The organism is Rhizobium sp. BK313 (assembly GCF_014193655.1).
GTDB lineage: Bacteria > Pseudomonadota > Alphaproteobacteria > Rhizobiales > Rhizobiaceae > Rhizobium.
This window is the reverse complement of record NZ_JACHZQ010000004.1, coordinates 48,405-60,787: the sequence shown is the minus strand read 5'-3', so window position 1 is coordinate 60,787 and position 12,383 is coordinate 48,405. Positions and strand designations below refer to the sequence as shown.

Below are 12,383 nucleotides of genomic sequence, written 5' to 3'. Positions count from 1 at the left end.
ACCGCGGAAAACCTCCGCGGTCCTCCTGACGTTTCAGCGCGAGGCATCAGCCATGTCCAATCTAGAACGAAGCACGGTCCTGCCCGGATTGAGGTTCAAGCAGCGCTTCCCGCTGCTGTCCCTCATTATCGAGCGCTGCTTGCTCAGCCTCGTGCTGCTTTTCGCCGTCTCGATCCTGATCTTCGGTGGCCTCGAGGCCTTGCCGGGCGATTTCGCGACGACCTATCTCGGCCAGTCGGCGACGCCGCAGGCCGTCGCCAATATTCGCGCCGAGCTCGGCCTCAATCGGCCTGTAACCACCCGCTACATCGAATGGCTCGGGAATGCGGTCCAGGGGGATTTCGGCACATCGTGGGCCAGCAAGAATTCCGTCAGCGAACAGATCGGCAAGCGTCTCGGCAATTCGCTTTTCCTTGCGGCCTTCGCCGCGGTAATCTCGGTGCCGCTCGCCGTCGGGCTCGGCATGCTGGCCGTGCATTTCCGAAACCGCTTGCCTGACAAGATCATCAACGTGATCTCGCTGGCGGCGATCTCGCTGCCGGAATTTTTCATCGGTTATCTGCTCATCCTGTTTTTTGGGGTGAAATTCGGGATCGCGACATTTCCAGCGACGGTCTATGACGGCATGGCCTTCATTGATCGGCTGAAAGCCATCGCTCTGCCGACGGCAACGCTGGTGCTCGTCGTGCTCGCCCACATGATGCGCATGACACGGGCTGCGATCCTTTCGGTGATGTCGTCTGCCTATATGGAAACGGCGGAATTGAAGGGCCTCAGCGCCTTCCGTGCGATCGTCAAACATGCCGCCCCCAATGCACTGGCGCCGATCATCAACGTCGTGGCGCTGAACCTTGCCTATCTCATCGTCGGCGTCGTGGTGGTGGAAGTGGTCTTCGTCTATCCCGGCATGGGCCAATACATGGTCGATGCCGTCACTGTGCGCGACATGCCGGTCGTCCAGGCCTGCGGGCTGATCTTCGCTGCCGTCTACATCCTGCTCAACATGGTCGCCGATATCCTGGCGATCGTCGCCAACCCGCGCCTGAGGCATCCGCGATGAGATTGAGAGACATCCCCATCACCGCCTGGGTCGGCATCATAGGCATTCTGCTCGCCTTCATCTGCGCGATCTTTGCACCCTGGATTGCGCCTTATGGCGAAACCGAAGTCGTCGGCAATGTCTGGCAGCCGGGTGACGCGCAATATTTCTTCGGCCTCGACAATCTCGGCCGCGATATCCTTTCGCGGCTGATCTACGGCGCCCGCACCACACTGTTCGTGGCGCTGGCAGCGACGATCATCTCCTTTTCGCTCGGTATCATTCTGAGCTTCACCGCCGCCGTCTCGCGCGGATTGATCGACACGGTCTTCTCGCGTTTCAACGACCTGATGATGTCGATCCCGACCTTGATCTTCGCACTCGTGGTGCTGGCGGTGCTGCCGCAGAATCTCATCGTGCTGATCCTCGTCATGGCCATCCTCGATTCCACGCGCGTCTATCGCCTCGGCCGCGCCGTCGCGCTGGATGTCGCGGTCATGGAATTCGTGGAGGCGGCCAAACTGCGCGGCGAAGGCAAGATCTGGATCATCTTCCGTGAAATCCTGCCGAACACGCTCTCGCCACTACTGGCGGAGTTCGGCCTGCGCTTTGCCTTTTCGATCCTGTTTCTGTCGACGCTCTCCTTCCTCGGGCTCGGCATCCAGCCGCCGTCGGCCGATTGGGGCGGAATGGTCAAGGACAACAAGGATGGTATCATCTTCGGGATATCCGCGGCTCTCGTGCCGGGCTCCGCGATCGCGGCGCTCGCAGTCTGTGTCAATCTGGTGGTCGACTGGCTCTTGAAGCGCACCACCAGCCTCAAGGGAGGACGTGGCGATGCCTGAACTTCTTTCCGTTCGCGATCTCAAGATCGAAGCGACCAGCTATCCGCCCGGCGAGCCGCCGAAGCGGGTGACGATCGTCGACGGCGTCTCCTTCGACCTGCAAAAAGGCAAGGTTCTCGGCCTGATCGGCGAGTCCGGCGCCGGCAAATCCACCATCGGACTTTCGGCGCTTGCCTATGGCCGCGGCGGCGCCGAAATCACCGGCGGCAAGGTGCTGCTCGACGGCGTCGATATTCTTCCGCTCGGAAAATCGGGGATCCGCAGGATCCGCGGCGCACGCGTCTGCTATGTCGCGCAATCGGCCGCAGCTGCTTTCAACCCGGCGCACAAGCTGGGTGAACAGGTGGTCGAAGCCTCCGTCAAGCACAGGTTGATGACGAAGGACGAGGCGAGGAAACGCGCACTCTATCTCTTCCGGGTTCTCGGCCTGCCCAACCCGGAGACGTTCGCCGACCGTTTTCCGCATCAGGTCTCAGGTGGCCAGCTTCAACGCGCGATGACGGCGATGGCGCTCTGCTCCAATCCCGAACTGATCGTCTTCGACGAGCCGACCACTGCGCTCGACGTGACGACGCAGATCGACGTCCTGGCGGCGATCAAACATGCCATCGAAGAGACCCACACGGCAGCCCTCTACATCACCCATGACCTTGCCGTCGTCGCACAGATCTCCGACGACATCATGGTGTTGCGGTACGGGAAGAAGGTGGAATACGGCCCCGTACAGCAGATCATCAAGGCGCCGCGGGAAGACTATACCCGCGCCCTCGTCAATGTCCGCCAGACGGCGCGGGAAGAGGCGGCCAATCAGTCCGGCACCCTTCTGAAAATCGAGAACGTCAGCGCGCAATATTCGAATGGCTTCAAGGTATTGCACGATGTTTCTCTACATGTGCCGAAAGGTCAGACTCTCGCAGTTGTTGGCGAATCCGGCTCCGGAAAATCAACGCTTGCCCGCGTCATCACCGGACTGTTGCCGCCGAGCGATGGCGCAATTTCCTTTGACAACAAACCGCTCGCTCCAGCCTTGCGGAACCGCTCGCGCAACGAGCTGCGACGCATTCAGCTGATTTACCAAATGGCCGATACTGCCATGAACCCCCGCCAGACCGTGCGCGATATCATTGGCCGTCCCCTCACCTTCTATTATGGCCTGCGCGGCGCGGCAAAGACGGCACGCGTAAAAGAGCTGCTCGATGAGATCGAGATGGGCAATGGTTTCATCGACCGATATCCCGCCGAGCTTTCCGGAGGCCAGAAACAGCGCGTCGCGATTGCGCGTGCCCTTGCGGCCAAGCCGGAACTCATTCTCTGCGATGAGCCCACCTCGGCGCTCGATCCGCTTGTTGCCGAAGGTATCCTGAAACTGCTCATGCGGCTGCAGGAGGAATCTCAGCTCTCTTATATCTTCATCACCCACGATATCGCCATCGTCCGCGCCATCGCCGACAGTGTCGCGGTCATGCATCGCGGCAAACTCGTGCGCTTCGGGCCGAAATCGAAGGTACTGTCACCGCCTTTCGACGACTACACGGATCTGCTGCTGAAATCAGTGCCGGAAATGGAGATCGGCTGGCTGGAGCGGGTGCTGACGACGAGAAAAATGGAAAGCGCAGGAAATTGATACCATTACGTTCAATCCCTCCAGCGGTATAATCATTGTCCCCGCAATATCGGAATGAGCCCGTCATGACCGAACGCAGCTTCACCACTATCGAAAACCATTGGATCACCCTTAAGGACGGCACGCGTCTTGCGGCGCGTATCTGGATGCCCGATAGCGCGGAAAATAATCCGGTGCCGACGGTGTTCGAATTCCTGCCCTATCGCAAGCGCGACGGAACGAGCCCCCGCGATGAATCGACCTACCCGGTATTTGCGGCTGCCGGCATCGCCGGCGTTCGCGTCGATATCCGCGGTTCGGGTGAATCCGATGGCGTCATCGACGGCGAATATACCGAGCTCGAGCTTGCCAATGCCTGTGAGCTGATCGCCTGGATCGCGGCACAACCCTGGTCGAACGGCTCCGTCGGCATGATGGGCATTTCCTGGGGCGGCTTCAACAGCTTGCAGGTGGCAGCGCTGCGTCCGCCGGCACTCAAGGCGGTGATTTCGATCGCCTCTACCGTCGACCGCTACAATGACGACATCCACTATAAGAATGGCTGCCATCTTTCGGCACAGCTCTCCTGGGCTGCCACCATGCTCGGCTATCAGTCTCGCTCTCCCGACCCCGACATCGTCGGCGATCGCTGGAAGGATATGTGGCTGCAACGCTTGGAGAACGAGCCATTCTTCATGGAGGAATGGCTGCAACATCAGCGCCGTGACGATTTCTGGCGACATGGATCGATCTGCGAGAATTTTGCCGATGTCGCCATTCCGGCCCTTGTCATCGCCGGCTGGGCGGACGGCTATCGCAACACGCCGCTGATGGCCGTCGAAGGTCTCGGCGACACTGCGAAAGCGCTGATCGGTCCGTGGGTCCATAAATATCCGCATTTTGCCTGGCCGAAGCCCCGCGCCGATTTCCATGGCGAGGCGATCGCCTGGTGGAATCGTTGGCTGCGTGACGATCGGAACGGTGTGGAGAGCGTGCCCCAGGTGCGCGCCTATATGCTCGACGCGGTGACACCCGCACCGCGTCGCGATTTCGATCCGGGTTTCTGGATCGCCAAGCAGAATTGGCAAAAGCCGGAGATGCAGTGCTTCTATGTCGAGCAGTTCGGCACGCTGATGGAGGGCATGCCGATCCCGCATGCGCCGGAACACCCCGTCTATCTGCGCTCGCCACTCGATACGGGCACGACGTCCGGTGAATATTTCACCCTGAAACCCGACGCCGAAATGGCGATCGACCAGCGCCTCGACGATGCCGGCTCGCTGACCTTCCAGACAGCACCATTATCAGCCGATCATGACTATCTCGGCCGTCCCGTCGTCACCCTCTCGCTGCGCTGCGATGCCGAAACGGCCAATCTTTGCGCCCGGCTTGTCGATCTGCACCCAGACGGCACCGCGACGCGGGTCTCCTTCGGCGTGCTCAACCTTGCCCATCGCGAGGGCAATGCCGAGCCGAAGCCGCTGAAAAAAGGCGAGCGCACTACGATCAGGCTAATGCTGGATGCCTGCGGTTATCGCTTCCGCAGAGGTCACCGTATCGGCCTTTCGCTCTCGACGGCATACTGGCCGATGATCCTGCCACCGCCGGAAAATCTAGGGCTGACGATCGACATCGCCTCCATCGGTCTCGCTCTGCCAAAGCTTGGTGCGCACGAAGCAATCGACATCAAGCAGCCGGAGAACCCTGACCCGCTGCCGAAATATATGGAGCATGCCCCCGCGTCGACGAAGCGTCAGGTCGTGCGTGATCTCACCGCCAACCGGACGCATTATGAAAGCCGTGAGGACACCGGCCTTTTCGAACATCCGGGCACCGGTCTTTCCACGCGCCAGCTGCGCGAAGAGGCCTGGTCCATCGCGCCGGACGATCCGCTGTCGATGAATGGGACCTCGATCTGGACATGCGACATGCGGCGGCCGGGATGGTTCGTCCGCACGGTGGCGATGGCGGCGATTTCCTGCACGGCAACCGATTGGATCATCCGCGCGTCCGTCCTCGCCTTCGAAGACAAGACGCAAATTTTCGAAAAAATCTTCGAGGAAAAGCGTATCCCGCGCGATCTGATGTGATCAGTTCGATCCGGTAAAACGGCTGGCTGCCTCGCATATGGCGCGGAAACCGGCGCGTGCGCCGTCGCTCATATGTCGCGCGCGCAGCCAGGCATGTACCATCTGCGGCTCTTCGCGAAACCAGACCTCGACACCTGCCTCGGCAAGCCTTGCCGCATAGTTGCGGCCGTCGTCACGCAGCGGGTCGAAATGCGCAACCGTGATGAAGGCCGGCGGAAGGCCGGCAAAAGTCGATGAGGCAAGAGGCTCGGCAACCGGATCGCCGGCCGGCGCCTGCAACACGCTGCGATAATAGCCGACATCGGCAGTCGTCAGCCCCGGCGCATCCGCCATCTCCTTGTAGGAACCGGAAACAAGGTCGCCGCCAAGCGCCGGATAGATCAGGACCTGCCCGGCAATGCCGGAGAGCCCCTCGCCCTTTGCCCGAACGGCGAGCCCCGCCGCCAGATTGCCGCCGGCGCTGTCGCCGATCAGCACGACGGTCTTTCCCTCAGTAAGCAGCTGCTTGAGAACAACAAAACAATCGTCCGTCTGGGCCGGCCAGCGATGTTCGGGCGCCAGGCGATAATCGACGGACACCAACTCGGCCCCAACATGGTCGGCAATCTCGGCACAGATCGCATGATGGCTCCCAAGCGAACCGACAACGAAGCCGCCGCCATGAAGATAGAGCAGGCATGCCGAGGTTCGGATCGTCCCCGGCTGGTAACGCCGGACCGGAATTCTCTCCACAACGACGTCATCCTGCGTACGCATGCCATCAGGCAACGGCCGGTCGAAATGGGCGCAAAGCGCATCATACCATTGCCGCTGCTGCGCCATGGACGCTGTCACGGCATCCGGCGGATAAAAGGAATCGCAGATTTCCATGAATTGAAGAATGCCCGCCTCGGTCGGACGGGGTTGTGGGGAAGAATTCATGGAATATCCTCAAGATAGGGCTTGTTGTGCAACCATAACATCATCGACGGAAACAGCTTATCCAGAGACGGCCTGTGACGCTACGATGGCGACATAGACACACCAAGGCTCCGGCCGTCAGAGAGCAACCTGATGACCCGGCGAGATCTCCACATATTTCAGCGGCTGCATCTTGTGGTTCGGAGGCCGGATCGGACTTTTCAGCTCGTCGGCAACGATGCCGTGCTTCAATGTCCGCCGCGCCGGATCGGGTACAGGTACCGCCGACATCAGCTTCTTGGTATAAGGGTGCTGCGGGTTCTCGAACACCGCCTGGCGCGGCCCGATCTCGACGATTTCGCCGAGGTACATCACCGCAACTCGGTGACTGACGCGCTCCACCACAGCCATGTCATGCGAGATGAACAGGAAGGCAAGGTTCAGGCTTTGCTGCAAATCGAGCAGCAGGTTGATGACCTGCGCCTTGATCGAAACATCGAGGGCGGAAACACTCTCGTCGGCGATGATCACCTTGGGATCGAGGGTAAGCGCCCGGGCGATGCAGATACGCTGGCGCTGCCCGCCGGAAAACTCGTGCGGATAACGCGTCGCCATATCCGGCGAGAGGCCGACCTTCACCAGGAGGTCGGCGACCTTGTCGCGTGCCTCTTTCGCGGTTCCCATTTTGTGTTCGAGATAGGGCTCGGCGACGGCAGCGCCGACCGTCATGCGCGGATTGAGGCTGGCGAAGGGGTCCTGGAAGATCATCTGCACCTTGCGGCGCATGTCGCGCAGTCTCTTGCGGTCGAGGGCCAGCATCTCCTCGCCGTCGACAAGCACAGAGCCGCTTTGCGGCTCGATCAGGCGCATGATGGCGCGACCCGTCGTTGACTTGCCGCAGCCGGATTCACCGACCAGTGAGAGCGTCTCGCCTGCCTGGAGATCGAAGGAGACGTTCTCGACCGCATGCACCCTGCCCTGCAGCCGGCCGAACAGGCCTGAATGAATATCGAACCGTTTGCAGAGATTCTTCACCTCAAGCACCGGCCGCTGTGCGGCTGCAACGGTATCAGCTGCCTCAGTCAGCGGCTCAGCCAGGCCGGTCTCGCTGTTGACGACCGGAAACCGCAGGGGCCGCTCGCGTCCCTTCATCGAACCGAGCACGGGGACGGCCGAAAGCAGCGCCCGTGTATAAGGGTGCTTGGCGTGGAAGAAGATCTCGCTGGTCGCGCCCGTCTCCACCTGCTCGCCGCGAAACATGACGATGGTGCGGTCGGCGATCTCGGCGACCACGCCCATATCATGGGTGATGAACAGCACGGATGTTCCCTGCTCTTCCTGCAGCATCTTGATGAGATCGAGAATCTGGCCCTGAATGGTGACATCAAGTGCCGTGGTCGGTTCGTCGGCGATCAACAACTTCGGGCGCGATGCCAACGCCATGGCGATCATCACGCGCTGGCGCATGCCGCCGGAGAAGCGGTGCGGATATTCGTCAAAGCGCGAGGCGGCCGATGGAATCCGCACGCGCTCCAGAAGCCGGATTGTCTCGGCCTTCGCCTCGGCTTTGGAGATATCACCGTGGCAGGTGAGCGCCTCTGAAATCTGGTCGCCGATCGTGAAGAGCGGGTTGAGGCTCGTCATCGGCTCCTGGAAGATCATCGCGACGTCCTTGCCGCGCACCTTGCGCATCTCACCATCCGATAGCGCCAGAATATCCCGCCCGCCGAGCAGGATACGACCGCTGATCCGGCTCATGTCGTGCTGTAGCAGTCGCATGATCGATAGCGATGTGACGCTTTTGCCGGAACCGGATTCCCCGACGATCGCCACGGTTTCACCCGGCGCCACAGTGAAGGATACGTCACGCACCACCGGCTTCCAGGCCCCCTCCACCAGGAAGGAAGTCGTCATTCCCTCCACCGAAAGCACCGGCTCGGTGATCTGTGAAGTCTGCGGGTTGCTGCTGACCATCATCGTCCCCTTATTCACTGCCTCAATCGGGCCAGCGCAACAAGCCGTCGAAACGGCGGCGGCTGCGCTCTTCCAAGGACGTGGCGATGATCTCGTTGGAGGCACGCGCCCTGTCGAGCTCTTCGCCGATCCGGGCCGCCACGATCAGCTCCTCGCCTGGATGCAGATTACAGGGATCGAGATAGAAGTAATTGTGCTCGACCTCGTGGTCGCGAACGATGACCGGCGGATTTCCCCGTGCCAAGGCGTCGGCCAGATCCCAGGCGGTGATGTGGGCCTCGCGCGGATCGATGGTGAGGCGCAGCCGATCGAGCGGATTGTGGGTCGGGTCTGCCTCAATCACCGCCTTGACGCCGGGTCGGCTGTCGAACCGGTCATGCCAGAGATGCAGATAGCCGGTTTCACGTTCGCGAATGCCGGCATGGTCGCGCGTCTCCCAGGCTTCGAGCGCTGCCGTAACGCCGAAGATGCTTTCCTTGCCGACCTTCATGCCGCGGCCGATGCCGAGGTTTTGCAGGAAGGTGTTGCGCACCATGTCCTTGCGCCCGGCAACGATGCCCGAAGTCGGGCCGCCGAGGAATTTGTGGCCGGAATAAAGAACGAGGTCCGCCCCCTGCTCCAGGAAGATGCGCAGATCATATTCGGAAGCCGCGTCGACAATGACGGGTACGCCCTTGGCATGGGCGATCTCGCAGAATTCCGTGAGGCTCAGCATGCCGTAACCAACGACATGATGCGAGACGACGTAAAGGGCGGCCGCCGTACTTTCGGTGATCGCACCTTCAAGATGATGCCGGTATGTCGAGGTTGCCTGGCCGATCAGAACGACCTTGCCACCCGCAAGCCGCACCGCCTGGTCGACCGGCGCGCCATAGCTCACCACATGTCCCATCTGAACGATGACTTCGTTCTTGTCGCCGCGCACCTCGGGAAGACGCTCGATCGCGGCAAGGTCGTTACCGGTAATGGCGCCGGCGACCGCCAGGCTGATGCCTGCCGAGCAGGAGGCCGTGACGAAACCGGCCTCACCGCCGGTCAGCCGCGCAATGACCGCACTCGCCTTGCGTTGCAGATCGTTGATTTCGACGAATTGCGGCAGGATGGAGCCCATCGCCGCAATCGCCTGCGGAACCACGATCGAAGCGCCGAGGCTCGTCATGGTGCCCGAGACATTGATGACGGGACGAAGTCCGACGGACGGACGAATGTCTTCATTCGGCATGGGAATCTCCAGATTTTTTTTGCTGGCGGGGCGGCGCTTGCAGTACCGAACCATCGACAGCTATGCCATAATTATGTAACAAACCACCGATTTGAACGGGAGTTCGGTTTTTGGACGCGAAGACATCACCCATCGGCAACTCCGAGAACGATACGGCCAGTGGAAATGACGGTGAAGCCGTCAAGGGATCGCGGCGCTCGCGCGTCAGCGGCATCGATCGGGCGTTGCAGGTCATCGATTATCTCTATGAAACCGGCACAGCCTCCGGTGTCTATGCCGTTGCCAAGGCGATTGGCGCACCGCTCTCGACCGTCTACGTCATCGTCGACGACCTCGTTGAAAAGAACCTTCTCAGTCGCAATGCCGATGGCACGATCTGGCTTGGCGCTCGTCTCTACCACTACGGCCTTGCCTATGCGCGGTCGCTCGATTTCATGAGCATTGCTACCCATGAAATGCACGATCTCTGCCGGCAGGTCGGCGAAACCGTTCAGGTCTGCGGCCGCGATGGCGACCACATGCTCGTTCTCGCCATGGCGGATGGCCCGAGCCACTTTCAGGTGGCCTCGCGCGTCGGCACACGAGTGCCGCTCAACTGGACGGCGTCCGGCCGCCTGCTCGTCGGCCACTTGCCCGAGGAAGAACGCGTCGCGCTTTTCCGGCACTGCGCGCGCACCTCTCCGACCGGCCGCGCCGATGTCGATCCCGTGACGCTGTCGACGGCGGCGGCAAAAGCGCTGGAATTGCGCCTGTCGATCCAGGCGGGAGAATCCGACTATGCTGTCGCCTGCATCGCTTCTCCCGTGTGCGACCGCGACGGCCAATGCGTTGCCACCATCTCTATCGTTCTGCCGGAGCAGAAAGCCTTCTCCGACGAGGGCCACTACGTCGCGCAGGTGCGGAGCTCGGCGGAGAAGATCGAGAGGCTGATGGGCTGGCGCGGCCATTGACGTCTGTCCTTCCCTCAACCGTGCAATGCCACGATCGCTTCGATCTCGACGGTGATATTGCCCGGCAACGAGCCGAAGCCGACAGCGGAGCGGGCATGTTGGCCGGCCGCTCCGAAAACCTCGATGAACAAATCGGAACAGCCGTTGATGACGCTCGGGTGATCGGCAAAATCGGGCGTGGCGTTGACCATGCCCAAAAGCTTCACCACGCGTTTGACGCGCGTCAGATCGCCAAGCGCATCCTGCATGACGGCCAGCAGATTGATGCCGGTCAGCCGCGCATGGATGTAGGCCTGCTCGATGCCGACATCAGCGCCGACCTTGCCGAAATGCATGGTGCCGTCCGCCTCGCGCGGACCTTGGCCGGATAGGTAGAGCATGTTGCCCTCGACGACATGCGTCACGAAATTGGCGATCGGCGGCGGTGGTGGCGGCAATACGATGCCGAGGGCGGAGAGGCGCTCATAGGGCGAACCCGGTGCGCTCTCGGCGGTGGCTGAAGACTGGTTCACGCAAACTCCTGTCGTAAAATCATAAAATTCGAAGCTCAGCTAGGAATGGCTGTGGCCGTGGGGCGTCAGTTTTCGCGCCCGCGGGATGTAACGGCTCGCGGCAACGGCCTCAGTGCCGATGACCGCGTAACGCGGTTCGAAAAGCTGCTTCAACACGGCGGCATCCCCCATCGAATCCACCGCCTCGACATCGGACTCAACAAGATCGAAGATCGTGAATTCGGCCCGCTCCCCGACCGCAAGCCGATTGATGAGCGGCAGCTTGATTGCCGATGCCGGCGCATGCGTGACCGCGTCGATCACCTTCTCGAAGGGCATGCCGACCGACAAGAGCTTCGACATCGTCGTTGCCAGATCCCAAACCGGGAAGTTCATCGACCGGTTATGCAGATCGGTGGAGATCGAGAACGGCAGGAGCCCGCGCTTGATGGCGGCTTCGGCGACACGGAAGGAGAAGGACGCGCCGCCATGGCCGATATCGAGACGGATGCCCTCGCCGGCGCAGCGCTCGGCGAGATCGAAGAGATCCTCGTCCTCCAAGATGCTGCTGCCGGCCTTGCCGTTGAAGCAGTGCGTGACGATGTCGCCAGGCCCGAGGACCTCAAGCACCTCGTCATAGAGCGCCGGCGGTTCGCCGACATGCACCATCATCGGGATCTTCAATATCTTGGCGATCTTCTTGCCGAGCTTGACGGGCGTAATCCCCCAGGAGCCGGTGATGACATGGCTAGCGCGCACCTTGATGCCGACTATATGCTCGCTGTTGTCGGCATAGACCTGAAGGATGCGGTCGAAATCGATCGAGCGAATGTCCATCAATTCGCTGACGCGATTGCAGGCGACGAGACCGATCGAGCCGAGATTGAGAAACGCCTTGATGCGTTCGCGCGCCGGCTCGATGATATATTCGCGGAACCCATGGAAATTCGCCTCGCCCGCCGAGCCGGCGTCGACCAGCGTTGTTACGCCACGTTCGGCGCCACATTCCGACGGACGGAGGGAAATATCGGTCCCGCCATGCCAGATATGGACGTGCAGGTCGATCCAGCCCGGCGACATCCAAGCGCCCTTGCCGTCTATCCTTTCAACGTCGGCGGAGACGGCAAGCGACGGCCCGACCTCGGCGATACGCCCATCCGCACCGACCAGCACGTCGACAACGCCACCAGGCGTCACCTGCCCGAAAGCCATCGGCTTGACGTTGGCGATCAGCAACGGTCGTTTTGGTTCATATCCGGAAGACATGAG

Annotated in this window: 10 protein-coding genes; 5 read left to right on the top strand and 5 right to left on the bottom strand. The window is 61.2% G+C overall.

Annotated features, from left to right (window positions below; all coding sequences use genetic code 11):
• Nucleotides 1-52: 52 nt before the first annotated feature.
• The 4 genes from FHT86_RS20615 to FHT86_RS20600 all read left to right on the top strand — a co-directional run bounded on the left by FHT86_RS20615 (nt 53) and on the right by FHT86_RS20600 (nt 5,577).
• Nucleotides 53-1,060 carry an ABC transporter permease gene (locus tag FHT86_RS20615; protein WP_133709347.1) on the top strand — a complete coding sequence of 336 codons (1,008 nt, stop codon included), beginning with the start codon at nt 53-55 and terminating at the stop codon, nt 1,058-1,060.
• On the top strand, nt 1,057-1,884 hold the full coding sequence (locus FHT86_RS20610; protein ID WP_133709346.1) for an ABC transporter permease: 828 nt from the start codon (nt 1,057-1,059) through the stop codon (nt 1,882-1,884). The genes FHT86_RS20615 and FHT86_RS20610 overlap by 4 nt, the downstream gene beginning before the upstream one ends.
• A complete protein-coding gene (locus FHT86_RS20605; protein ID WP_133709345.1) occupies nt 1,877-3,508 on the top strand; it encodes an ABC transporter ATP-binding protein in 1,632 nt (543 codons plus the stop codon). The genes FHT86_RS20610 and FHT86_RS20605 overlap by 8 nt, the downstream gene beginning before the upstream one ends.
• A gap of 65 nt (nt 3,509-3,573) precedes the next feature.
• Nucleotides 3,574-5,577 (top strand): CocE/NonD family hydrolase, encoded by a 2,004-nt coding sequence (locus tag FHT86_RS20600; protein WP_133709344.1) that lies wholly within the window; start codon nt 3,574-3,576, stop codon nt 5,575-5,577.
• On the opposite strand, the gene FHT86_RS20595 is transcribed toward FHT86_RS20600, so the two are convergent.
• From FHT86_RS20595 to FHT86_RS20585, 3 genes are all read right to left on the bottom strand, one after another.
• Nucleotides 5,578-6,498, bottom strand: coding sequence for an alpha/beta hydrolase (locus tag FHT86_RS20595; RefSeq protein ID WP_133709343.1), 921 nt, complete (start codon nt 6,496-6,498; stop codon nt 5,578-5,580).
• 117 nt (nt 6,499-6,615) lie between these two features.
• A complete protein-coding gene (locus tag FHT86_RS20590; protein ID WP_133709342.1) occupies nt 6,616-8,451 on the bottom strand; it encodes an ABC transporter ATP-binding protein in 1,836 nt (611 codons plus the stop codon).
• A gap of 22 nt (nt 8,452-8,473) precedes the next feature.
• Entirely contained in the window at nt 8,474-9,673 is a 1,200-nt protein-coding gene (locus FHT86_RS20585; RefSeq protein WP_133709341.1) for an aminotransferase class V-fold PLP-dependent enzyme, read from the bottom strand.
• Nucleotides 9,674-9,783: 110 nt separating this feature from the next.
• Between FHT86_RS20585 and FHT86_RS20580 the strand changes: the two genes are divergently transcribed.
• On the top strand, nt 9,784-10,623 hold the full coding sequence (locus FHT86_RS20580; protein WP_133709340.1) for an IclR family transcriptional regulator: 840 nt from the start codon (nt 9,784-9,786) through the stop codon (nt 10,621-10,623).
• Between the two features lie 14 nt (nt 10,624-10,637).
• On the opposite strand, the gene FHT86_RS20575 is transcribed toward FHT86_RS20580, so the two are convergent.
• Together FHT86_RS20575 and FHT86_RS20570 are read right to left on the bottom strand one after the other, a co-directional pair.
• A complete protein-coding gene (locus tag FHT86_RS20575) occupies nt 10,638-11,135 on the bottom strand; it encodes a RidA family protein (RefSeq protein WP_133709339.1) in 498 nt (165 codons plus the stop codon).
• A 39-nt stretch (nt 11,136-11,174) separates the two neighbouring features.
• Nucleotides 11,175-12,380, bottom strand: coding sequence for an amidohydrolase/deacetylase family metallohydrolase (locus FHT86_RS20570; RefSeq protein WP_133709338.1), 1,206 nt, complete (start codon nt 12,378-12,380; stop codon nt 11,175-11,177).
• Between the last annotated feature and the right edge of the window lie 3 nt (nt 12,381-12,383).